The organism is Streptomyces anulatus (genome assembly GCF_000721175.1).
GTDB lineage: Bacteria > Actinomycetota > Actinomycetes > Streptomycetales > Streptomycetaceae > Streptomyces > Streptomyces anulatus_C.
The window spans coordinates 49,971-73,200 of the sequence record NZ_JOEZ01000007.1 but is presented as its reverse complement, the minus strand read 5'-3'; the positions used below and the strand labels follow the sequence as shown (position 1 = coordinate 73,200).

The 23,230-nt window shown below is 72.7% G+C and carries 18 protein-coding genes; 12 read left to right on the top strand and 6 right to left on the bottom strand.

All coding sequences use genetic code 11. The features are described 5' to 3' along the window. Positions 1-17 precede the first annotated feature (17 nt). The 3 genes from IG90_RS0108805 to IG90_RS0108795 are packed head-to-tail and all read left to right on the top strand — an operon-like array spanning position 18 to position 4,213. Positions 18-755: a thioesterase II family protein gene (locus IG90_RS0108805; protein WP_030580105.1), complete on the top strand. Its 738-nt coding sequence runs from the start codon at positions 18-20 to the stop codon at positions 753-755. After that, positions 752-1,615, top strand: coding sequence for an SDR family oxidoreductase (locus tag IG90_RS0108800; RefSeq protein WP_051860076.1), 864 nt, complete (start codon positions 752-754; stop codon positions 1,613-1,615). Before IG90_RS0108805 ends, IG90_RS0108800 begins: the two co-directional genes overlap by 4 nt. Positions 1,616-1,660: 45 nt before the next feature. Then, positions 1,661-4,213, top strand: a complete 2,553-nt coding sequence (locus tag IG90_RS0108795) for an amino acid adenylation domain-containing protein (RefSeq protein WP_030580099.1) — start codon at positions 1,661-1,663, stop codon at positions 4,211-4,213. A 58-nt stretch (positions 4,214-4,271) separates the two neighbouring features. Here the strand turns inward: IG90_RS0108795 and IG90_RS0108790 are convergent, their stop codons facing one another. Next, the gene (locus tag IG90_RS0108790) at positions 4,272-5,825 is read right to left on the bottom strand and encodes a ricin-type beta-trefoil lectin domain protein (protein WP_030580096.1); all 1,554 of its coding nucleotides are present in this window, start codon (positions 5,823-5,825) and stop codon (positions 4,272-4,274) included. A gap of 106 nt (positions 5,826-5,931) precedes the next feature. Here IG90_RS0108790 and IG90_RS0108785 point away from each other — a divergent pair, with 106 nt between their 5' ends. From IG90_RS0108785 to IG90_RS0108775, 3 genes are all read left to right on the top strand, one after another. After that, positions 5,932-7,347, top strand: coding sequence for a class II fumarate hydratase (locus tag IG90_RS0108785; protein ID WP_030580094.1), 1,416 nt, complete (start codon positions 5,932-5,934; stop codon positions 7,345-7,347). A gap of 79 nt (positions 7,348-7,426) precedes the next feature. Beyond that, the gene (gene fomD, locus IG90_RS0108780; RefSeq protein ID WP_030580091.1) at positions 7,427-8,113 is read left to right on the top strand and encodes a cytidylyl-2-hydroxypropylphosphonate hydrolase; all 687 of its coding nucleotides are present in this window, start codon (positions 7,427-7,429) and stop codon (positions 8,111-8,113) included. A 384-nt stretch (positions 8,114-8,497) separates the two neighbouring features. After that, positions 8,498-10,408 (top strand): ATP-binding SpoIIE family protein phosphatase, encoded by a 1,911-nt coding sequence (locus IG90_RS0108775; RefSeq protein ID WP_030580088.1) that lies wholly within the window; start codon positions 8,498-8,500, stop codon positions 10,406-10,408. 70 nt (positions 10,409-10,478) lie between these two features. Here the strand turns inward: IG90_RS0108775 and IG90_RS0108770 are convergent, their stop codons facing one another. Beyond that, complete coding sequence (locus IG90_RS0108770; protein ID WP_030580085.1) at positions 10,479-12,710, bottom strand: transglycosylase domain-containing protein; 2,232 nt, start codon at positions 12,708-12,710, stop codon at positions 10,479-10,481. Positions 12,711-12,948: 238 nt separating this feature from the next. Between IG90_RS0108770 and IG90_RS0108765 the strand changes: the two genes are divergently transcribed. The 6 genes from IG90_RS0108765 to IG90_RS0108740 all read left to right on the top strand — a co-directional run bounded on the left by IG90_RS0108765 (position 12,949) and on the right by IG90_RS0108740 (position 18,647). Further along, positions 12,949-13,920, top strand: a complete 972-nt coding sequence (locus tag IG90_RS0108765) for an SPFH domain-containing protein (RefSeq protein WP_030580082.1) — start codon at positions 12,949-12,951, stop codon at positions 13,918-13,920. Further along, complete coding sequence (locus IG90_RS0108760; RefSeq protein WP_030580079.1) at positions 13,917-14,204, top strand: type II toxin-antitoxin system antitoxin; 288 nt, start codon at positions 13,917-13,919, stop codon at positions 14,202-14,204. Before IG90_RS0108765 ends, IG90_RS0108760 begins: the two co-directional genes overlap by 4 nt. Positions 14,205-14,305: 101 nt before the next feature. Next, positions 14,306-14,830 carry a PadR family transcriptional regulator gene (locus IG90_RS0108755; RefSeq protein ID WP_030580076.1) on the top strand — a complete coding sequence of 175 codons (525 nt, stop codon included), beginning with the start codon at positions 14,306-14,308 and terminating at the stop codon, positions 14,828-14,830. Continuing rightward, the gene (locus IG90_RS0108750) at positions 14,827-15,513 is read left to right on the top strand and encodes an ABC transporter ATP-binding protein (RefSeq protein ID WP_030580074.1); all 687 of its coding nucleotides are present in this window, start codon (positions 14,827-14,829) and stop codon (positions 15,511-15,513) included. The genes IG90_RS0108755 and IG90_RS0108750 overlap by 4 nt, the downstream gene beginning before the upstream one ends. Then, positions 15,510-17,903, top strand: a complete 2,394-nt coding sequence (locus IG90_RS0108745; protein WP_030580071.1) for an FtsX-like permease family protein — start codon at positions 15,510-15,512, stop codon at positions 17,901-17,903. The genes IG90_RS0108750 and IG90_RS0108745 overlap by 4 nt, the downstream gene beginning before the upstream one ends. 132 nt (positions 17,904-18,035) lie before the next feature. Continuing rightward, positions 18,036-18,647 (top strand): ribonuclease FAU-1 family protein, encoded by a 612-nt coding sequence (locus IG90_RS0108740; RefSeq protein ID WP_030580068.1) that lies wholly within the window; start codon positions 18,036-18,038, stop codon positions 18,645-18,647. A gap of 27 nt (positions 18,648-18,674) precedes the next feature. On the opposite strand, the gene IG90_RS0108735 is transcribed toward IG90_RS0108740, so the two are convergent. The 4 genes from IG90_RS0108735 to IG90_RS0108720 are packed head-to-tail and all read right to left on the bottom strand — an operon-like array spanning position 18,675 to position 23,230. Then, on the bottom strand, positions 18,675-19,796 hold the full coding sequence (locus IG90_RS0108735) for an iron-containing alcohol dehydrogenase (RefSeq protein WP_030580065.1): 1,122 nt from the start codon (positions 19,794-19,796) through the stop codon (positions 18,675-18,677). Beyond that, a complete protein-coding gene (gene pgk / locus IG90_RS0108730; protein ID WP_030580063.1) occupies positions 19,793-21,043 on the bottom strand; it encodes a phosphoglycerate kinase in 1,251 nt (416 codons plus the stop codon). Before pgk ends, IG90_RS0108735 begins: the two co-directional genes overlap by 4 nt. Next, positions 21,033-22,130, bottom strand: coding sequence for an N-acetyl-gamma-glutamyl-phosphate reductase (argC, locus tag IG90_RS0108725; RefSeq protein ID WP_030580060.1), 1,098 nt, complete (start codon positions 22,128-22,130; stop codon positions 21,033-21,035). Before argC ends, pgk begins: the two co-directional genes overlap by 11 nt. After that, positions 22,127-23,230: a zinc-dependent alcohol dehydrogenase gene (locus IG90_RS0108720; protein ID WP_051860091.1), complete on the bottom strand. Its 1,104-nt coding sequence runs from the start codon at positions 23,228-23,230 to the stop codon at positions 22,127-22,129. Before IG90_RS0108720 ends, argC begins: the two co-directional genes overlap by 4 nt.

Genomic DNA, 23,230 nt, shown 5'->3' with positions numbered 1-23,230 from the left:
AGAGAACAGGAACGACCGTGGCCGACGAAGAGACCGTCCTCATCTGCCTGCCCTTCGCCGGGGCGGGCCCCTCCTTCTTCACGCCCTGGCAGAAACTGGCGCCGGAGGGTCTGCGGATCCTCCCGGTGTCCCTGCCGGGCCGCGAGAAGCGGTTCCCGGAGCCCGCCCACACCTCGGCGGCCCCGGCCGTCGACGACGCCTACGGGCAGGTGACGGCGGCTCTCGGCGGACAGGACGGGGGCGGCGGCGGCCCGGTCGTGCTGTTCGGGCACAGCATGGGCGCGGTGCTCGCGTACGAACTGGCGCACCGGATCGAGCGGTCGGGCGGAGCGATCCGGCTGGACGCGCTCGTCGTCAGCGGCGCGCCCGGTCCGTGGACGCCGCGCACGGACCGGGCGGACGGGCTGCCGGACGAGGAGTTCGCCGCCCGGGTCGGGGCGTTCGCCGGGTACGACCATCCGGCGCTGGCGAACCCGGAGATGCGGGAGCTGCTGCTGCCGGCGCTCCGGGCGGACGTCCGGCTCCACGAGACGTACGTCCCTTCGACGGACCGGCCGTTGGGCGTGCCCGTCATATCCGTCCGGGGGCGGGAGGACACCCTGGTCGGGGCGGCTGAGGCGGCCGAGTGGGGCCGGGCGACGACAAAGAAGCTGACGGTGGCCGAGCCGGCCGGCGGGCACATGTACCTCACCGAGCGGCCGGGTGAGCTGCTGGAGCTGGTGGCCGGCGAGCTGCGTGCGGCGAGGGGCCGGTGACGGTCGGGAGCGCCGCCCCCGCGGCCGGCGGCGGGGGACGGCTCGCCGGGCGGACGGCGCTGATCACGGGGGCGGCGCGCGGTCTCGGCCGGGCCTGTGCGCTGGCCTTCGCCCGTGAGGGGGCGGACCTGCTGCTGCTGGACGTGGCGGGCGAGCTGCCCGGGGTGCCGTATCCGCTCGGTTCGTCCTCGCAGCTCGCGCACACCGGGCGGCTCTGCCGCGAGGCCGGGTCCGCCGTGCTCACCCGGCAGGCCGACGTCCGGGATCTGGCGGCGCTGGAGTCGGCGGCGGAGGCGGCCGAGGAGCGCTTCGGGCGGATCGACGTACTGGTCAACAACGCGGGGATCGCCGCCCCTTCGGGCCGCCCGGCGCACGAGATCACCGAGGCCGAATGGCAGTTGATGATCGATGTGGATCTGGGCGGTGCGTGGCGGGCGATCCGTGCGGTGGGCGGCCGGATGGCCGCTCAGGGGTCCGGTTCGATCGTCAACATCGCCTCGACGGCGGGCCTGGTGGGCTACCGGCACTTCGCGGGGTACGTCGCGGCCAAGCACGGTCTGGTCGGCCTGACGAAGGCGGTGGCCCTGGACTACGCGCCCCGCAAGGTCCGGGTCAACGCGGTGTGCCCGGGCTCGGTGCGGGACGACGAGGCGATGGAGGGCCGGATGCTGGCGGAGATCGCCCGCTCGCTGGAGGTGCCGGTCGCCGGGCACGAGACGGCCTTCGTCCGGGACCAGCCGATGAACGCGCTGGTGGAACCGGGGGATGTGGCGGACGCGGTGCTCTGGCTGGCCTCGGACGAGTCCCGGCAGGTGACCGGAAGCGTGGTCACCGTGGACGGCGGCTTCACCGCCCGCTGACAGCCGTACTACCCGTATCCCCTCCGTGGACGAGGAGTTGTGCACGTGCCGCCTGCCCATCACGCCCTGACGGTCCGCCTGCCGCCGGCCGCCACCGGCACCGCCCTCGCCGCCGCCCTCACGGCGGCGGCGGAGCTGTGGTGGCCCGGGGAGCGCCTCCCCCGGCTGTGGACGGAGACCGTGGCCGCACCGGCCGGATCCGACGCCGCCGCCCGGCGGCGCGAGGCCGAGGCCCGCCGACCGGTCGCCCCCGGCCACCGGCTGCGCGCGGTGCTGCTGCGGTACGCGGACGGGGCCGGAGCGGACCTCGGCCCCGACCTCGTCCTGACCGCCGACGGAGCCGCGCTGGACGCCCGCTCGTTGCGGACCGTCGCCCGGGTGCTGCGGGGCGAACTGCCCCCGGACGCGGTGACACCGCACGACGGACCTCTCCCCCTGAGCCCGCGCCTGGACGGGGAGACCCGGCTCCACGCCTCGGCGCTCGCGGTCACCGTCGGGCGGCACACAGGTGCGGCCTGGGTGCGCGTCGCCGTCCCCGTACCGGCCCGGGACCGGCCGCCGTACGCACTGGGGGCGCTCGACGGGTACGCGGTGTTCGCGGCGGACCTGTCGCCCGGCCGCACGGTCGCGGACCTGCTCGCCACCGAGCCGCTCACCCCGGCCGAGGGCGACGAGGGCGGTGTCGTCACGCTGTCGGACGACCCGGACACCATGTCGGTACCGGACCGTCACGTGGGGCGCGTAAGGCAGCAGTTGCTGGATCTCCCGCCCAACACCCCGCTCTCGGCGCTGGATCCCCTGAGCGCGTCGGAGTCGGTGGAACAACTGACGCTGGGGGTCACGCCGAAGGCCCCGGCCCCGGGCGTCACGCCGAAGGCACCGGCCCCGCTCCGCATCGACGAGGCCTTCGCCGCCCAGGCCGCCGCCCGCCCGGACGCCCCCGCGCTCACCGCCGGTCCCACCACCCTCTCGTACGCCGAACTGGACACCCGGGCAGAGGAGTTGGCCGACGGGCTGTACGCCCACGGCGTCCGCCCCGGTGACCTCGTCGGGCTCTGTCTGCCCCGCTCGGCCGACCTGGTGGCGGCGATGCTCGGCATCCTGAAGGCGGACGCGGTCCACGTACCGCTGGATCCGGAGCATCCGGCGGACCGGCGGGAGCGCATCGCGCGGGACGCGGGGGTCCGGCTTACCGTCGAGGACCCGGCCGTCCTCACCGGCCACCCGCCCCGCCCCGCCGCTGAACGGCAGGGGGCCGGGGCCCCGGCGTACGTCATCCACACCTCGGGCTCGACCGGCCGCCCCAAGGGGGTCCTCGTGCCGCACGCCAATGTCACGGCCCTGGTCGACGCCGTCCGCGACGACTTCGGCCTCTGTCCCGACGACACCTGGACCTGCTTCCACTCGGCGGCGTTCGACTTCTCGGTGTGGGAGATCTGGGGCGCGCTGCTCACGGGCGGGCGGCTGGTGGTCGTGGACCACTGGACCACGCGCTCACCGCGGGACTTCCACGCCCTGCTGGTACGGGAGCGGGTGAGCGTGCTGAGCCAGACCCCGTCGGCGTTCACCCAGCTCGCGGCGGCCGACCGGGCCGCGCACGTCGCGCCGGCCCCCCGGCTGGTGGTGCTGGGCGGCGAACCCCTGGACGCCCGCACGCTGCTGGACTGGTTCGACCGGCACCCGGAGGACCGCTGCCGGCTGGTCAACATGTACGGGATCACCGAGACCACCGTCCACGTCACGGCGGCCACGGTGACCCGCCGTGAGGCGCTCACCGGATCCCGGTCGGTGGGGCGGGCCCTGCCCGGCTGGTCGGTCCGGGTACTGGATCCGCACGGGCGGCCGGTGCCGCCGGGTGCGCCCGGGGAGATCCACGTGGGCGGGGCGGGTGTGGCGCTCGGCTATCTGAACCGGCCCGCCCTGACCGCCGAGCGCTTCGTCCCGGATGTCCTGGACCCGGCGGGCCGGCTCTACCGCAGCGGCGACCTGGGGCGGCTGCTGGCCGACGGGAGCCTGGAGCACCTGGGCCGGATCGACGACCAGGTGAAGGTGCGGGGCTTCCGGATCGAGCCGGGCGAGATCCGGCACGTGCTGCTGGAGGACCCGGCGGTGTCGGCGGCGGCCGTCACCGTGACCGGCGGCGAGGGCGGGGACGCGGCGGCCGTGCGGATCGACGCCTATGTGGTCCCGGCCCCAGGGGCGGGCGAGGACCCCGGCCCCGTACGGGAGCGGGCGGCTCGGCTGCTTCCCCCGCACATGGTGCCCGCGACGGTGACCGTGCTGCCGGCCCTCCCCCTCACCGCGAACGGCAAGCTGGACCCGGCCCGGCTGCCCACGCCCGGAACCCGCCGGGCCCCTGCCGCGGCGCCCCGCGCGACCGCCCCCGCCACCGTCCTCGCCGGCATCTGGCAGGAGGTGCTCGGCGTCGAGGCGGTCGGCCCGGACGACGATTTCTGGGACCTGGGCGGCAATTCGCTGTACGCGATCCGGATCGGCACGCTCGCCCGGGAGCGCGGGCTGCCCGGCGTGCCGCTGCGCCAGCTGTATCTGACGCCGACGCTGGGGGCCCTGTCCGAGGCGCTGGCCCAGGAGGCATGACGAGGGGGCGGCCGCACCACGGCGACCGCCCCCTGTCAGTCCCTGATGACTGCCGCGATTACACGAAGCGCTGCTTCGCGCTGCCGTCACACGTCTGGAGCCTGAGCGGGTCCTTGGCCCCCGCCAGCGTCAGACACAGGCCGGTCGCGGCGGCCGGGCGGAGGGTGCCCGCCTGCTGGACGAACTTCTGGTTGGCCGCGCCCGAGCAGTCCCACACCACGAGCGCGGCGCCGGCGTTGTACTCGGCGCCCGGCACGTCCAGACAACGGTCGTGGCTCAGCGCGGTGCGGGCCGTCCGCGTACCGGCGTCGTACCACCAGTTCTGGTTGCGCCCGCCGTGGCAGTCCCAGCCGCCGATCGCGGTGCCGTTACGGGTGACCGAGGCGGGCACGTCCACGCAGGAGCCGGTCGCCTCGTTCTTCAGCGGCGCGAACAGGTCGTCCCAGGCCGCTCCCGTCAGGACCGGGTTACCGGTGCTCGCCGGGTCGGCACAGCTCGCCTCGCGCAGCCCGGAGCCGTACAGCTGGGTGAGGCAGGACGCGAAGGCCCGGTGGCCGGCCGCGTTGGGGTGGAAGGACTGCCGGACGGAGTTCTCGTCCGGCAGGCCCGGCTTGCTCAGGTCGATGTAGAGGCCGCGGGCCCAGGGGCTCTCGGTGCAGACCTCGCGACCGTGGAAGAGCCGGGAGTTGTCGAGGTAGGAGGCCCCCGTGGCGGCCGCGGCCTTGCGCATGCCGACCTGGAAGGCGGGTACGGCGGTGTTGCGGCCCCAGACGGTGTCGGAGTCGTAGCCGAGTCCGCCGCAGATCAGCTTGCCGGGGAACTTCGGGTTGTCGCGGAAGTCCGGGCCGATCGGGCTCGGGTAGCCCATCAGGACGAGCTTGTAGTCGCTGTTCGCGTACCCGGCGTCCGTCATGACGGTGCGCAGGTCGCGGACGGTCTGCTCGACCTTGGGGACCAGTGCGTCCACCCGGGCCTGCCAGCCGCCCGCGTACTTCGGCTCGCAGGGGCCCTGGAGGCTGATGTAGCGGACCACGCAGTCGGTCATGACCGGGCCGAACTGGAGGTCGTCGTTGGCCCCGGCGACCAGGACGATCATCTTGATCCGGGTGTTGCGGGCCTTGATCGCGAGGCTGTCGCTCTGCACGAGCTCGTCGGCGTACTGCTTGTTTCCGCCGATTCTGATGTTCCCGGTATAGGCGCCGGAGCACGAGACGTTGTACGTGACGTCCGCCGCGATGCCCGTGCGGTGGATGGCGGCGTCCGGTGAGCGGTGGCACCAGTTGTCCGGCCCGTTGGTGCCGGGGTCGTAGGTGCCGACGCCCTCGCCGGAGATCTCGCTGTCGCCGAGCGAGATCAGCCCGGTCTTGCGGTCGCCGAGCGGCCGCTCGGCGGGGCTCCCGTACAGCTGGGTGGCCTCGGCGGCCCGGACGGCTTCCAGCGCGGGCGGGAGAGGGGTGGATGCGATAGAGCTGGTACCCGACTCCGTCGCGCCCGCGGGTCCGGCGGCGGCCATACCGCCGACGGCCGCCGCGAGAGCGACGGTGGCGGCGACCGTAGAGCGGAGCCGGCGAAGGCTTCGGAGCCCTCGAAGTCTGGTGCTGGTGCGCCTCATTGCGCCTCCCGGTAAGTGGTTACCTCCGGTATTTACTGGCCGGTAGGCGACTTGGGAATACGTAGAACAAGACACGTGCTCATCTTTTTCAGGAGGTTTAAACACCATGGACGACACGTCAGGTGACAGGTCGGGCGACCACGGGTTCCGGATCGAGCACGACTCGATGGGTGAGGTGCGGGTTCCCGCGGACGCCAAGTGGCGCGCCCAGACCCAGCGGGCCGTGGAGAACTTCCCCGTCTCCGGGCAGCGTCTGGAGCGGGCGCACATCGAGGCGCTGGCCCGGATCAAGGGTGCGGCCGCCAAGGTCAACGCCGAGCTGAAGGTACTGGATCCGGACATCTCCGCCGCGATCCAGGAGGCCGCCGCGGAGGTCGCGTCGGGCCGCTGGGACGAGCACTTCCCGGTCGACGTGTTCCAGACGGGTTCGGGCACCTCGTCCAACATGAACACCAACGAGGTGATCGCCACCCTCGCCACCGAGCGCCTCGGCCGCGAGGTCCACCCCAACGACCACGTGAACGCCTCCCAGTCGTCCAACGACGTCTTCCCGTCCTCCATCCACATCGCGGCCACCGCCGCCGTCACCGCCGATCTGATCCCCGCCCTTGACCACCTGGCGGAATCCCTGGGGCGGAAATCGGCCGAATTCGCGGAGGTCGTGAAGTCCGGCCGTACGCATCTGATGGACGCCACCCCGGTCACCCTCGGCCAGGAGTTCGGCGGCTACGCGGCCCAGATCCGCTACGGCGTGGAGCGGTTGCGCGCCTCGCTGCCCCGGCTCGCCGAACTGCCCCTGGGCGGTACGGCGGTGGGCACCGGCATCAACACCCCGCCCGGCTTCTCCGCGGCCGTGATCGCGGAGGTGGCGGACGCCACCGGGCTGCCGCTCACCGAGGCCCGCGACCACTTCGAGGCGCAGGGCGCGCGGGACGGGCTCGTGGAGACCTCGGGCCAACTGCGGACCATCGCCGTCTCGCTGACGAAGATCTGCAACGATCTGCGGTGGATGGCGTCGGGCCCGCGCACCGGTCTCGCCGAGATCGCACTGCCCGACCTCCAGCCCGGCTCGTCGATCATGCCGGGCAAGGTCAACCCGGTGATCCCCGAGGCGGTCCTGATGGTCGCGGCCCAGGTCACCGGCAACGACGCGACGGTCGCCACGGCCGGTGCGGCGGGCAACTTCGAGCTGAACGTGATGCTCCCGGTCATCGCGAAGAACCTGCTGGAGTCCGTACGGCTGCTCACCAGCGCCTCCCGGCTGCTCGCGGACCGTACGGTCGACGGCATCACCGCCGACGTGGAGCGGGCCCGCGCCTTCGCCGAGTCCTCGCCGTCCGTGGTGACCCCGCTCAACAAGTACATCGGCTACGAGGAGGCGGCGAAGGTCGCCAAGAAGTCGCTGAAGGACGGGACGACGATCCGCGAGACGGTCCTGGCCTCGGGCTACGTGGAGCGCGGCGACCTGACGACGGAGCAGCTGGAGGAGGCGCTGGACGTGCTGCGGATGACGCGTCCGTGAGGCGCGCAGGCGGCGTGCGGTGACATCCGGGTGACCTGAGTCGCAGCGGGCCGGTGGGAGCGCTCCGTAGGATCTCTCCATGACAGGTACGGGAGAGCACGCACGCTGGGCGCCGGGGGATCAGATCCTCTGGCGCTACCGCGACAACGGCCGGGCCCACCGGACGGCCGGCGCCCCGCCCGTGCACATCTGCCGTCCGGTGACCGTCGTCCAGGACACCGACGAGCTGCTCGCCGCCTGGATGGCGCCCGGCACCGAATGCGTCCGGCCGGTGCTGGCCGACGGCACCCAGGTGCACGCCGAGCCGCTGGCCACCCGCTACACCGCGCCGCGCACCACGGCCCGCTCGACCTGGTTCGGCTCCGGGGTGCTGAAGCTGGCCCGGCCCGGGGACCCGTGGTCGGTGTGGCTGTTCTGGGACCGCGGCTGGATGTTCCGCAACTGGTACGTGAATCTGGAGGAGCCCCGGACCCGGTGGTCCGGAGGGGTGGATTCCGAGGATCACTTTCTCGACATCTCCGTGAACCCCGACCGGAGCTGGAAATGGCTCGACGAGGACGAGTTCGCGCAGGCGCAGCATGTCGGTCTGATGGACCGGAGGACCGCGCGCCGGGTCCGGGAGGCGGGCCTCGCGGCGGTCGAGGTGATCACCGGGTGGGGGCCGCCGTTCCGGGACGGCTGGGAGCACTGGCGGCCCGATCCGCGGTGGCAGGTACCGCCGCTGCCGGATGACTGGGACCGCACCCCTGCCCGTATGCCGTCGTGAGACCCTGGAGAGCCCCTTCGGGCGGTCCGGTCGGCAGGTCCGGGCGCACGGAGGGCTGATCGCCGCAACCAGCGGGCACCACACCGGAACTGACCACAAGTCATCACCCCGGTCGTGCGGAGCGACGGGCCACGGACCCGGACGTTCCGCTCGGTCGCGGGATCCACTACGAGGGGGTGGAGACGTGCACGCTGTCCGCTGCCCGCTCGCCGCGTCCGCCGCCGGAGGGATCGCCTGTCGGCCATCTCCGCGGCGCTCGGTTTCGGCCCCTTCATCGGGGGCATCCGGTGACAGCCGTTGTTCTTCCCGCGCTTGCCGGGGCACAGTAGCGCCCCACGAGGTGACTGCCTCATACAACCGGCCCGGACGGACGGAATCCCACGCGTGACGGAGCATCCCACCTCCCACGAAGGCCGGCAGCCGCTGGCTGCCCGGCCGCAGGAGCGCACCCGGCCCCGGCAGCAGGACGCCGCGGCCGCTGCCGCGGCTGCCGCGGTACCGGCTCCGGCCGCCGCGCCGAACCCGGGTCCCGGAGCGGCCGCCGTCGCCGACGCGCAGGCGGCCACCCGCCGTGAGGGCGACCGGCTGCGCTTCGTCGGCGCGGCGACCCGGCGGATCGCCCGGGGCATAGACCTGGACGAGATCGTCCTCGGCCTGTGCCGGGCCAGCGTGCCGACGTTCTCCGACGCGATCCTGGTCTATCTGCGCGACCCGCTGCCGGTCGGCGACGAGCGCCCGGTGAGCCCGTTCGTGCTGCGGCTGCGGCGCAGCGACCGGCTGCGCGTCAGCGACGAGGAGGGCGGCGAGGCGGCGGTCGGTTCCGAGACGGAGCGGCTGCGGCCGCTGGTTCTGGACCCGCAGGCCGACCTGATGCCCGCCGCCGAGCTGTGCGAGGTACAGGCGGGCGGTGCGCTGGCCGAGGTGCTGCGCGGGGTGCGGCCGGTGTTCGGCGACTCCGCGGCGGCGCGGGCGGCCCTGCCGGAGCTGCTCGGCCCCGGCCGGTCCGTTCCCACCGGGCACCGGGCGATCCTCGCCCCGCTGCGCGGCCGGCGGCGGGTCATCGGGGCGGCGGTCTTCGTGCGCGGCACCGAGCGCACTCCGTTCGAGGCCAGTGATCTGCTGGTCGCGGCGCAGCTGGCGACGCACACCGCGCTCGGCATCGACAAGGCCGTGCTGTACGGGCGCGAGGCCTACATCGCCGACGAGCTGCAGCGCACGATGCTGCCCGACTCGCTCCCCCAGCCCACCGGCGTCCGGCTCGCCTCGCGCTATCTCCCGGCGGCCGAGACGGCCCGGGTCGGCGGCGACTGGTACGACGCGATCCCGCTGCCCGGCAGCCGGGTCGCGCTGGTCGTCGGCGACGTGATGGGCCACTCCATGACCTCGGCGGCGATCATGGGTCAGCTCCGGACGACGGCGCAGACCCTGGCGCAGCTCGATCTGCCGCCGCAGGAGGTGCTGCACCACCTGGACGAGCAGGCGCAGCGCCTGGGCAGCGACCGGATGGCGACCTGCCTGTACGCGGTGTACGACCCGGTCGCGCACCGGATCACCATCGCCAACGCCGGCCACCCGCCGCCCGTGCTGCTGCACCTGGGCGGGCGGGCCGAGGTGCTGCGGGTGCCGCCGGGCGCCCCGATCGGGGTGGGCGGCGTCGACTTCGAGGCCGTCGAGCTGGACGCGCCGGCCGGTGCCACGCTGCTCCTCTACACCGACGGTCTGGTGGAGTCGCGGCTGCGGGACGTGTGGACGGGCATCGAGCAGCTGCGGGAACGCCTCGCGGCGACCGCGCAGCTCACCGGCCAGGACCACGCGCCGCCGCTGGAAGCCCTGTGCGACGACGTGCTGGACATGCTCGGCCCGGGTGACCGGGACGACGACATCGCGCTGCTCGCCGCCCGCTTCGACGGGATCGCGCCGAGCGATGTGGCGTACTGGTCCTTGGAACCGGAGGACGCGGCCCCGGGCCGGGCCCGGAGGCTGGCCCGGCGGGCGCTGAGCCGCTGGGGTCTGGACGATCTGGCCGACGAGGTGGAGCTGCTGGTCAGCGAGGTCGTCACCAACGCCGTGCGCTATGCGGAGCGGCCGGTGACGCTGCGGCTGCTGCGGACCGACATCCTGCGCTGCGAGGTCGGCGACGACTCCCCGCAGCTGCCCCGGCAGCGCCGGGCACGGGACACGGACGAGGGCGGGCGCGGGCTGTTCCTGGTCAACCGGCTGGCCCGGCGCTGGGGCGCGACGCGCCTCTCGACGGGCAAGGTCGTCTGGTTCGAGATGGCGACCCGGGGGCAGTAGGCGCGCCGGTGCGGTCATGGGCGAGGGGCGGACCCGCACGGGTCCGCCCCTCACTCGTGCGCTCAGGCTCTCACTGTCCGAGCAGTCCGTCGCCGCCGGGCCGCTCGCCCGGCTGGCCGTCGCCCTCCCCGGGCTGCGGCGGTATCTCCGGGCTCGTGGGGGGCTGGGTGACGGGCGGGCTGCTGCTGGTGGGCGGGGCCGGCGTGGTCGGGGTCTCGCTGGGCGTCTCGCTCGCCGTCTCGGAGGGCGTGTCCGACGGGGTCGGGTCCTCGGACGGGGTGGGGTCCTCGGAGGGGGTGTCGGACGGCGTCGGCGGGGCGGGCACCTCGCCGCGCTCCACGTCCTGGAGGTCGAACGTCTTGTCGGACCCGCCGCCGAGGGCGCCGAGGGTGTAGTCGGCCCAGATCCTGGCCGGGAAGCCGCTGCCGCTGGCGCGGCCGGAGTTGGCCGTGCCGGTCAGGGAGACCTGCTTGCGGCCGCCGTCGCCCTCGCCGAAGAGGGCCACGACCGTGGCCAGTTCCGGGGTGTACCCGGCGAACCAGGCCGACTTGTTGTCCTCGGAGGTGCCGGTCTTGGCCGCCGCGTCGTAGGCGGGGCTGTTGGCCGCGCCCCCGGAACCAGCGTCGACGACCCCGGTGAGCCCCTTGGTCACGGTGTCGGCCGATGCGCGGCTGATGACCTGCTCCCGCTTGGGCTTCTCGGCGTTCACCGTGCGGTCGCGGTGCTCGGCGGACCGGAGGATGTGCGGGGTGACCTTCCGGCCGTGGTTGTCGAGCGTGGCGTACACGCCGGCCATGTCCCAGGTCGAGGCGTTCATGGTGCCGAGGGTGACGGCGGGGCGCTCGGGGAAGTTCTTGTCCGGTACGCCGAGGGCGAGCGCGGTCTCCTTCACGGCGGCGGGCGTCACGTCGACGATCATCTGCGCGAAGACGGAGTTGACCGAGCTGTTCAAGGCCTTCTGGACGGAGACCGGACCGTAACTGCGGTCGTCCTGGTTCTGCGGGGCGAACGGGGTGTCGCTGCCGACGACGGGCCGCTTGCTGGTGCCGTCGTAGATGGTGTTGAGCCCGATCAGGCTGCCGTCCTGCGTCTTCGACTCGTTCTCCAGGGCGGAAGCGAGCACCAGCGGCTTGAAGGTCGAGGCGGGCTGGTAGTCCTGGCGGGTGGCGTTGCTGATGTAGTGCTTGATGTAGTCCTCGCCGCCGTACAGGGCGACGACCTCGCCGGTCTTCGGGTCGACGGAGGTGGCGCCGGCCTGGACGGTGGCGTCGATCTTGTTGCCCTCGCGGTCGAGCTTGGACTCCAGCTGGTCGTCCACCGACTTCTCCAGCGCCTGCTGGCGCTTCTTGTCGACGGTGAGGGTGAAGGTCCATCCGCCTGCCTCGCGGTCCTCCCCGGTGACGCCCTGCTTGTCCAGCTCCTTGTTGGCGGCCTCGACGAGATAGCCCGCCTGGCCCTCCATGCCCGCGGCGGGCTTGGGCTTCTGCGGGTAGGCGAACTTCAGCTTCGCCCTCTCGGACTCGGTGAGCCAGTCCATCTCGACCATGTTGCGCAGGGTGTAGGCCCAGCGCTCCTTGACCAGGCGCTTTCCGGTGTCGGTGGCGGAGTTCCAGTCGTACTGGCTGGGCGCCTGGAGGAGGGAGGCGAGGTAGGCGCCCTGGGCGACGTCCAGGTCCTTGGCGTCGACGCCGTAGTAGGCCTGGGCGGCGGCCTGGATGCCGCTGGCGCCGCGTCCGTAGTAGGCGGTGTTGATGTACCCGGCGAGGATCTCGTCCTTGGACTTCTTCTGGTCGACCTTGAGCGAGATCACCAGCTCCTTGAGCTTGCGGCTCACGGTGGGGTCCTGCGTCAGGTAGAAGTTCTTCACGTACTGCTGGGTGATGGTCGAGCCACCCTGCTTGCCCTTGCCGCTGAGCGTGTTGAGGAGACCGCGGGTGGTGCCCTTCAGGTCGACGCCCTGGTCCTTGTAGAAGGTCTTGTTCTCGGCGGCGACGAAGGCGTGCTGGACGTTCTTCGGCACCTCGTCCAGGTCGACGATCTGGCGGTTGACGCCCTTGCCGGTCCGGGCGAGGACGGTGCCGTCGCTGTACTTGTAGACGTTGCTCTGCCGCTCCGCCATGGCGTTGGCGGCGGGGACGTCGACGTACAGGTAGAGCGCGCCGAAGGCGCCCATGCCCAGCAGGACGATCCCGAAGAACGTGCCCAGCAGCTTCTTCCACGTGAAGAGTCCGCGTATGCCGCCGCTCTTCGCGGCCCGGCGCGAATCCTGCGCCTGGGCTCGTCGCGCATCCGCTCGACCCATTGGTGTGTTGCTCCCGCTTCTCTGCTCGACCGGTTCGCTCGGTTTCCTCAGTTCGCTCAGACCTGCCAGCTAACACCGACGACAGGGACAAAAGACAAGCGATCCGGCCTTTTACGGACGTGAGAATCAGCACCCGCTCCCTAGGAACCGACTCCCCAGGGGTGGACAAGGTTGCGAGAATCGATAATGTGTAATCACATTGCTAGCGCGGTGAAAGCCGCTCCGAACGGGGGATCCCATGACCGCACAGCACCACGACCGCCGCCCGGACGCTCCGGAGGCGGATCTCTCCATCGATGCGCCCGACATGCCCGCACCGCAGGTCAGGGAGGTCACCGCGCACTCCATACCGGGTGGCGTCGGCCTGCTCCTGACGGTGCTCGGGGTGTTCGCGGGGGTCGGCCTCGCCATCGTCGGCGGGGTGATCGGGGCGGGTGGCAACAACGCGGTCGGCGTCCCGCTCCTCGTCTTCGGGGTGCTCCTCGTGATCACCTCGTTCTTCTGCATGAGCGGTGTGAAGATGGTCGCCCCGGGCGAGGCCCGGGTGATCCAGCTCTTCGGCCGGTACGTCGGCACCATCCGCTCCGACGGACTGCGCTGGATCAACCCGCTGACCTCCAGCCGGAAGATCTCCACCCGCGTCCGCAACCACGAGACCGCCGTCCTCAAGGTCAACGACGCCTACGGCAACCCGATCGAGCTGGCCGCGATCGTCGTGTGGAAGGTCGAGGACACCGCCCAGGCGCTCTTCGAGGTCGACGACTTCCTGGAGTTCGTCGCCACCCAGACCGAGGCGGCCGTGCGGCACATCGCCATCGAGTACCCGTACGACGCCCACGAGGAGGACGGCCTCTCGCTGCGCGGCAACGCGGAGGAGATCACCGAGAAGCTCGCCGTCGAGCTGACGGCCCGGGTGAGGGCCGCGGGCGTCCTGATCATCGAGTCGCGCTTCAGCCACCTCGCGTACGCCCCCGAGATCGCCTCCGCCATGCTCCAGCGCCAGCAGGCCGGCGCGGTCGTCGCCGCCCGCCAGCAGATCGTCGAGGGCGCGGTGGGCATGGTCGAGATGGCCCTGCACCGGATCGCCGAGCAGGACATCGTGGAGCTGGACTCCGAGCGGAAGGCCGCCATGGTCAGCAATCTGATGGTGGTGCTGTGCGGCGACCGCGCGGCCCAGCCGGTCCTCAACACGGGCTCCCTCTACCAGTGAGCGAACCGACGCCTCCCCGGCGGACACCGGCGTCCCGGCCGCAGCAGCGCAAGCAGATGCTGCTGCGGCTGGACCCCGCGGTGCACGACGCGCTCGCCCGCTGGGCCTCCGACGAACTGCGCAGCGCCAACGCGCAGATCGAGTTCCTGCTGCGGCGGGCGCTCGCGGAGGCGGGCCGGCTGCCGGGGGCGGCACGGCCGATCGCCCGCCGGGGCCGGCCCCCGAAACAACCGCCGAAGGAGCCGGAGCCCCCGCCCGGACCCGACGCCCTGGACAACCCGTAGCACCCCGGCCCCGGCCCGTCCCATGGGCCGGGGTCGCTTTCCGGACGCGTACACACAGCAGGTATACACAGCAGGTATACACACCGTGTAGAGTGCTGCTCATGTCTATCGGTCACACCCTCCTCGGGCTCCTGGAGTCCGGCCCCCGACACGGCTACGACCTGAAGCGGACCTTCGACGAGAAGTTCGGCCAGGACCGCCCGCTGCACTACGGCCAGGTCTATTCGACGATGTCCCGGCTCCTGAAGAACGGACTCGTCGAGGTCGACGGCGTCGAGAGCGAAGGAGGCCCCGAGCGTAAGCGGTATGCCATCACCGACGCCGGGATCACCGATGTCTCCCAGTGGCTGGCGCAGCCCGAGAAGCCGGAGCCCTACCTCCAGTCGACGCTCTACACCAAGGTCGTCCTCGCGCTCCTGACCGGTCGCAGCGCGGCCGAGCTGCTGGACTCCCAGCGCTCGGCGCATCTGCGGATGATGCGCATCCTGACCGACCGCAAGCGCAAGGGCGACCTCGCCGACCAGTTGATCTGCGACCACGCCCTGTTCCATCTGGAAGCCGATCTGCGCTGGCTGGAACTGACCGCTGCCCGACTCGACCAGCTCGCCAAGGTGGTGGCTCCGTGATTCCCGAAGGCTCCCTGCTTGCCGCGCACGATCTGCGCAAGACCTACGGCGCGACGCCCGCCCTGGACGGCGCGTCGTTCTCCGTGCACCCGGGCGAGGTCGTCGCCGTGATGGGCCCGTCCGGCTCCGGCAAGTCGACCCTGCTGCACTGCCTGGCCGGGATCATCACGCCCGACTCCGGCACCATCACCTACGCGGGCCGCGAGCTGTCCGCGATGTCCGACGCCGAGCGCAGCGCCCTGCGGCGCAGCGACTTCGGCTTCGTCTTCCAGTTCGGCCAGCTCGTCCCGGAGCTGACCTGCGTGGAGAACGTCGCCCTGCCGCTGCGGCTGAACGGCGTCAAGCGCAAGGCCGCCGAGCGCACCGCCCTGGAGTGGATGGAGCGCCTGGAGGTCGACGGCCTCGGGGCCAAGCGCCCCGGCGAGGTCTCCGGCGGACAGGGTCAGCGGGTCGCCGTGGCCCGCGCGCTGGCGGCGTCACCGAAGGTGATCTTCGCGGACGAACCGACCGGCGCGCTGGACTCCCTCAACGGCGAGCGGGTGATGGAGCTGCTCACCGAGGCCGCACGCTCCGCCAACGTCGCCGTGGTCCTGGTGACCCATGAGGCCCGGGTCGCCGCCTATTCCGACCGTGACGTCACCGTGCGCGACGGCCGGGCCCGCGATCTGGAGCACGCCGTATGACACTGCTCGACAAGAGCCGGGCCCCGGTGGCGGAAGCACCCCGCCCGGTGCCGCCCTCGCGCGGCGCGGTGACCCTCCGCGACCTCGGCCTCGGCATCCGGTTCGCCGCCGCCGGGGGCCGCGAGGGCTGGATCCGTACGCTGCTGACCGCCGTCGGCGTCGGCCTCGGCGTCGCCGTGCTGCTGCTCGCCTCCTCGGTACCGCACCTGCTCGACGAACGGAACGCGCGCGAGCAGGCCCGCGGCGAGACCCCGATCTCCGACTCGCCCGACGCGAACTCCACGAAGTCGGACAGCTCGGTGCTGCGGATCAACACGACCACCGAGTACCGCGACCGGACCGTCGCGGGATATCTGATGCGCCCGGACGGCTCGACTCCCGTCCTCCCGCCGGGAGTCGCCCGCTTCCCCGGGGCGGACGAGATGGTGGTCTCCCCCGCCCTGCGGGAGCTGCTCGCCGAGCCGGGCAACGAACTGCTGCGCGAGCGGCTGCCGTACGCGATCACCGGCACGATCGGGGACGCCGGACTGCGCTCCCCCGGCGAGCTCCTCTACTACGCGGGCAGCGACACCCTGACGACGGCCGCCGGAGGCCACCGGATCGCCGGGTACGGCGGCGACCGCCAGGGCGATCCCCTTCCGCCGCTGCTGATCGTGCTCGTCATCATGGTCTGCGTCGTGCTGCTGGCACCGGTCGCGATCTTCATCGCCACGGCCGTGCGCTTCGGCGGCGACCGGCGCGACCGGCGGCTCGCCGCGCTGCGGCTGGTCGGCGCGGACATCCGGACGACCCGGCGGATCGCCGCCGGGGAGGCGCTGTTCGGCGCGCTGCTCGGGCTGCTGATCGGCCTGGCGCTCTTCCTGGTGGGCCGGCAGTTCGTCGGCGCGGTGGAGATCTGGGACGTCAGCGCGTTCCCGGCCGACCTGGTGCCCGACCTCCGGCTGGCGGTGCTGATCGGGGTGGCCGTGCCGCTGACCGCCGTCCTCGTCACCCTGGTGGCGATGCGGTCGGTGGTGATCGAGCCGCTCGGTGTCGTACGCCGGGGCCGCGAGCGGGGACGCCGCCTGTGGTGGCGGCTGCCGGTACCGCTGGCGGGTCTCGCGGTGCTCGGACTCTGGGGCCGGGTCGAGGAGTACGCACCGGTGAACCCGTTTCCGATCACCGCCGGTGCCGTGCTGGTCCTGTTCGGGCTCGCCCTGCTGCTGCCCTGGCTGGTCGAGGCCTGCGTGAACCGGCTGCGCGGCGGCCCGGTGCCCTGGCAGCTCGCCACCCGCAGGCTCCAGTTGAGCAGTGGGGCCGCGTCCCGCGCGGTCAGCGGGGTCACGGTGGCGGTGGCGGGAGCGATCGCCCTGCAGATGCTGTTCGCCTCGATGAACGCCGACTTCAACCGGATGACGGGCCACGACCCCACGCGGGCCCAGTTCGCCGGCTACTCCGAGAGCGTCACGCGCGAGGGCGCCACCGCGGCCATCGAGCAGTTCCGCGCCACCAAGGGCGTGGAGGTGGTCATCGGATCGGTGGAGGCCTACGCCTCCAAGCCGGGCGACTACGCCGAGGAAGACGTGCAGCCCACCACCTCACTGACCGTCGGCACCTGCGAGACCCTGCGCGAGCTGGCCCGGATCGGCGCCTGCGAGGACGGCGACACCTTCGTCGTCCACCCGCAGGGCGACAAGGACATGACCGCCTGGGTCGACGAGACCGCCCGCAAGGGCGAGGTGCTCGAGGTCGGCACCGGGGAGAAGCCGATGCGGTGGACGCTGCCCGCCGGTTCCCGGACCGTGACGGGCCGCGTCGACCCGATGGGCGACCCCCACTACGGGATCATGGCCACCACCGGCGCGGTCGACGCGGGCAAGCTGCCCGGGGCGACGATCACCACCCGCATCCGGGTCGACCGAAGCGTGCCGGACGTCGCCGAGTACGTACGCAACACGGCGGCCAGGATCGACCCCGGCATGCGCTTCGTCACGCTCGACTCGGTGGAACGCGACCGCCAGTACGCCAGCATCCAGACCGGCCTCCGGGTGGGGGCAACCGCGGTACTGCTGCTGATCGCCGCGTCGATGCTGGTCTCCCAGCTGGAGCAGTTGCGTGAGCGCAGGCGGCTGCTGTCCGTGCTGGTCGCCTTCGGCACCCGGCGCTCCACCCTCAGCTGGTCGGTGCTGTGGCAGACCGCCGTGCCGGTGGTGCTCGGTCTGGCGGTGGCGGTCGCGGGCGGCCTGGGGCTGGGCGCGACGCTCACCTGGCTGATCGGGAAACAGGTGGCCGACTGGTGGCTGTTCTGGCCGATGGCGGGGGTCGGGGGCGCGCTGATCGTGCTGGTGACCCTGCTGTCGCTGCCCCCGCTGTGGCGCATGATGCGCCCGGACGGACTGCGCACCGAGTGACGCCGCACGCCCCGTGTACGGCCGGGGCCCCGGGCAGCAGGGGCCCCGGCCGTACGTGGATCAGGAGCGGTCGCGGAGGCCCCGGACGACCGGCCTGCCGGGCTGTCGCGCGACCCATTAGGGTGAGCCGTCATGAGGTCACGGTTCTGTAGGGGTGAGGTCATCGTCCGGCGCGAGATCCTGGACGGCCGCCCCTGGCTGGTGTATCCGACGCGGGTCGCGGGCGACGACGAGCAGGTGCTCGCCGTCCACCTGGCGCAGGGCACTCCGCTCACCTTCGGGCGCGGCGACTTCCGTTGGGGTCTGCACCCCTGGATCGAGTTCGAGCACGTGTGGCAGTCCAGTGGCGTCCTGCAACTGCAACGCCCGGGGGACGGTTACTCGGTGTGGGGCCGCTGGGCGGACGACGGGACCCTGTCGGAGTGGTACGTCAACTTCCAGGCGCCCCTGGTCCGCACGAAGCTCGGATTCGACACCCTGGACCACGAGTTGGACCTGGTCATCCCCGGCGACGGCTCCGCGTACCGGTGGAAGGACGTCGAGCACTTCGAAGAGCGAGTGCGCACGGGTGGCTTCGACGCCGAGGAGGCGGACGCCGTGCGGGCGGCGGCCGCCTCCGTGGTGGACCTCGTCGAGCGTGGCGCGTGCTGGTGGGAGCAGTGGCGTGACTGGCGGGCGCCTGCCGACTGGGGCCCGCCGGACGCGGTGGCCCTCCAGGACGGCACCTCGCCGAGCGCCCGCTGAGGGCGTGTCCGCGGGCGGGTGTGCCCGTCAGAACGACTCGGCGTACAGGGTGAACAGATAGTCGCGGTCCACCTGGCCCGCCGGGTCGTTGCCGAGATTGCCCGTCACGCCGTCGACCAGCCGGTCGAGGTCGCCCCGGGCCACCCCGCAGTCGCGCAGGCGGGCCGCCAGGCCCGCCGAGGCCAGAAGCCCGCCCACCGCGTCGTGGACGGTGTCGCCGCCCATCAGTTCGGCGACCGCGGCGAACTCCTCCGGCACCAGGGGTGCGGTGTACCGCAGCCAGCTCGGGTACAGCACCGCCAGGCCCCGGCCGTGGGAGAGGTCGATCCCGGGCAGCGAGCCCATGGCCTGCTGGAGCCGGTGGGGCAGGCAGGTGCTGACGTTGGCGACGTTCACGCCCCCGAGCAGGGACGCCCGGCACAGCGCCTCACGGGCCTCGGGAGAGTCCTCTCCTCTCAGCATCTTCGGTAGATGCGCGGCGATCAGCTCGATGGCCTGGTGCGCGCGGGCCCGGCTCGCCTCGTCCGCGCGGGCCGCGACGCAGCCCTCGACGGCGTGGGCGAACGAGTCGAAGACCGTCTCCGCCATGATCGGGCGCGGCAGCGACGCGATGAGGTCGGGGTCGACGATCGCCGTGCGCGGGAAGACGGCGTCACCGCGGATGCCGGAGCGGAAGTGGCGCACCGTGTCGGTGATGATCGCCCCCTTGGTGACCTCGGATCCGCTGCCCGCCGTCGTGGGCACGGCGAGCAGTGGCAGCCTGGGCGCCTGCGGGCCGAGTGTCTCGCCGATGAGCTCCCGCACGCTGCCGCCGGCGGGCGCGGTGACGCTCACCCCCTTGGCCGCGTCCAGGGCGCTGCCGCCGCCGAGGCCGACGACGTGGTCGCAGCCCTTCGCGCGGGCCAGTGCGGTCGCCTCGTCCACCTCGTCGGACCGCGGGTTGGCCGACAGCTGGTCGAAGACCGTGGCGCGCACCCCGGCGGATTCCAGGGACGTCACGACGCGGTCCAGATAACCGTGGGAGCGTGCCGCGTTCCGCCCGGTGACCAGGAGCGCGTGCGTGCCCAGCTCCCTCGCGTGGGTCCCGGCCCGGTCCAGCTCACCGCGGCCGAACTCCACGTGGGTGGGAACTCCGAGTTCCAGCTTCATGTGCTCACTCCATCCTTGACACCGCGGGGCGGCTCAGTACGGGCCCCGGTGCGGCGGGGGTTGTCGCGCAGCGCGTCGAGCACCGCGCAGGTGCCGGTGGCGAGCAGTTGCAGCGCCGAGCCTCCGCCCGTCGACACCGGTCCCGCCCAGGGCAGTTCGGCCACCGTGTCGCCACCGAGCAGCAGCGCTGCCCCGGAGGTCCGCGACAGGGCGGACAGGATGGCTTCCGCGGACCGGGTCTGCCCGTCGAGGTACCGGGAGGGGGTCCCGGCCAGCACGGCGGAGCCGGCGCCGGCCAGTGCCTCGGCCGCCCACGGCTCCAGGTCGAAGTCCACGACGGCGTGTCCGGTCGGCACTCCGCGGACGACGGCGACGGGCCGGGCCTCACCCACGATCCGCCTCCCGTCCACCGGTGCCACCCACACCGTCCTGGGCAGGTGCAGGCGGGCCCTGGCCGGTGCGTCCAGGACACCGCGTACGGCCTCCAGGCAGGCATCGGGCCGACTGCCCTGATCGGAGGCGCCGAGGTCGTGGCCCCGGGCGCGCAGCACGGTGTTGAGCACCACTCCACCCGGCACCACCAGGTCGCAGGTGCGCATCGCGTGGACCAGGCCCACCAGGGTCTTCTCGGGTTTGCGCCCGCCGAGCGAGGCCGCGCGGAACGTCCCCCGCGGGGGACTCGCCCAGGAAGCGAGGAACCGGATCTCCTGTTCCAGGCTCTGTGCAGCGTGGCCCGGCAGCAGGCGCAGCACACCGGTGTTGGAGGCGTGGGCGCGGTGGGCCTTGGAGAAGCCGCCCACGGCGACAGCGTCGCCCAGCAGTGCGAACCGCCGGGCCAGTTCGGGGTCACCCCGTTCCTCCCCCGCGTGGTGGCGGGTGTTGCCGAACACTGCGATCTCACCGGGCGCCAGCGCCTCGGCGGCCCGTACCGCCGCGTCCGTGGCGTTCTCGGGGACGTAGCGCACCTGGCGGCCCAACCGCCGCGAGAGGTGACCGGCGACGTGGTCCAGGGGGGTCGCGCTCCCGTCGTGGTGGCTGCCCTGGTGGGACAACACCGCCACACGCACGCCGGCGTCGGAGAGCCGTCGCAGGTCGGCCAGTTCGCTGTCGATCCGGCCGGTGCTGGTGAGGGCCGCGTCCACGTTGAACCCGGCCGAGAATATCCAGCGTTCGCCCGGGGTGAAGTCCTGTGTGCTCAGGAGCGGTACGCCGTCGAGCGGGTCGGCCCACCCGCTGTCAGAGGCCATAGGTGCGCAGCCCGGTCGTCTCGTCGTGCCCGAACATCACGTTCATGTTCTGTATGGCTGAACCCGCCGCGCCCTTGACCAGGTTGTCGCTGACGGAAACGACCTTGGCGATTCCGCGGCGGGCGTCGTAGTCCACGCCGATGTGGCAGAAGTTGGACCCGACCACCCCGGCGACGCCCGGGTACCTGCGGTAGTCCTTGCCGGTGAGGCCGCCGAGCTGAGGTTCGGCGTTGACGCGGACGAAGAACTCGCCCTCAGCTCCGGCACCGTAGCGCTCGGTGTAGCGGGCGAGGAGCAGATCGCGCGAGAGCTCCTCGCGCAGGTCCTCGCGGACGCGGACGCTCGCCTGGATGTGGATGCCGCGGGCGAAGGGGCCGTGCGCGGTGCTGAGGTCGACGGTGACCGGCCCGCCGGCCGGACCGGACAGCCGGTCCTCCAGCTCGGGCGCGTGCCGGTGGCCCTGGAGGCTGTACGGCAGCATCGATCCGAACACCTCGGCGTGCAGGATCTCGGTGCGGGGCTTGACCCCGGCGCCGGTCGTCCCGTTGACCGCCGCGATGTGCAGCAGGGCGCCGGGATCGGCGAGGCCCGCGGACAGCAGCGGTTCGAGACCGAGCAGCGCCGTGATGACGTAGCAGCCCGGGTTCGCCACCAGGCGGGCGTCGGGCAGCAGGTCCCGGTGGAACTCGGTGACGCCGTACACCGCTTCCGGCAGCAGCTCGGGGGCGGTGTGCTCGGTGCCGTACGCCGCCCGGTACGCCTGCGGGTCGGCGAACCGGAAGTCGGCGCTGAGGTCGATGACGCGGACCCCGGCCCCGATCAGTCCGGGCGCCCGCCGCATGGCCTCGCCGGACGGTGTGCACAGGAAGACGACGTCCAGTTCGCCGGCGGCCGCGGTGACCTCGTCGGCGTCGTGGAACCGCAGCCCGGAGCCGAGGAGGTTCGGGTGGGTCCGCTCGAAGGAGTCCTCGTGGCGGGAGGTCGGCAGGATCTCGGCGACCCCCGGGTGCCCCAGCAACAGGCGGCACACTTCACCGCCCGTGTAGCCGGTTCCTCCGATGACCGCTGCCCGTATGCCGTCGTTCATTGGCTCCATCCGTTCGTGAACTCGTGCTGGTCGGTGGTCACATGCAGCATGATCTTGCCGGTGGGGACGTCGGCCCGGTCCATCAGGCCCAGTGCCGAACCGGCTTCGGCGAGCGCAAAGTTGTGGGTGACCATGGGCAGAACGTCGAGGGTCCCGGCAGCGAGCCGGTCGATCACCTCGGTGAAGTCGCGGGGGGTGGACAGCGCCGATCCGTGCACGGTCACTTCACGTCCGACGAGCGCGTTGAGGTCGACCGGGTGCCGGTCCTCGAAGTAGCTGACGATCACGATGTCGCCGCCGGGCCGCACCGCGCGCAGCGCCTGGTCGGTGACCCCGGGGTAGCCGGCGGCGATCACCACCACGTCCGCCGGACCGCCCAGGACCTCCAGCGCCGCGGGCACCGGGTCGCCCTCGTGGGCGTCGACGTAGGCGTCGGCGCCGAGCCCGCGTGCCAGTCCGCCCTTCTCGGGCCCGATGTCCACGCAGACCACCGCGGCGTGGCCGAGCTGCCGGGCGGCGATCAGGCAGCTGAGGCCGATCGTGCCGGAGCCGAGGACGAGGACGCCGCGGCCGGCGCCCTCGCCGACGAGCCGGACCGCGTGCAGGCCGATGGAGAGCGGTTCGACGAGGGCGCCGGCCACGGGGTGCAGGCCGGGGGGCAGGCGATGGGCCATGTTGGGCCGCAGGGCGACGAGTTCGGCGAAGGAGCCGGTCCAGTCGAGGTGGCTGAGATTCAGTTTCCGGGTGCACAGGTGGGGTGCGCCGCTCAGGCACTCGGCGCAGGCGTCACAGTGCGAGAAGGCCGCCGAGCACACCCTGTCCCCTGCGGCGAAGCCGGTTACCTCCTCGCCGACGGCCACCACGGTCCCGGAGAACTCGTGGCCGAGGACTGCGGGTGCCGTCTTGTAGGGGTGGGTGCCTCGGTAGGCGGCGAGGTCGGACCCGCAGATCCCGGTGGCGTCGACCCGGACGAGCAGCTCTCCGGGGCCGTGGCCGGGGGTGGCGGTGTCCTGGTGGGCGATGGTGCGACGGCCGGTGAGCACCGCCGCCTTCATCGTCTTCGGTCCGGCGGTCCCGGTACCGGCGGAGTTCGGCCCCAT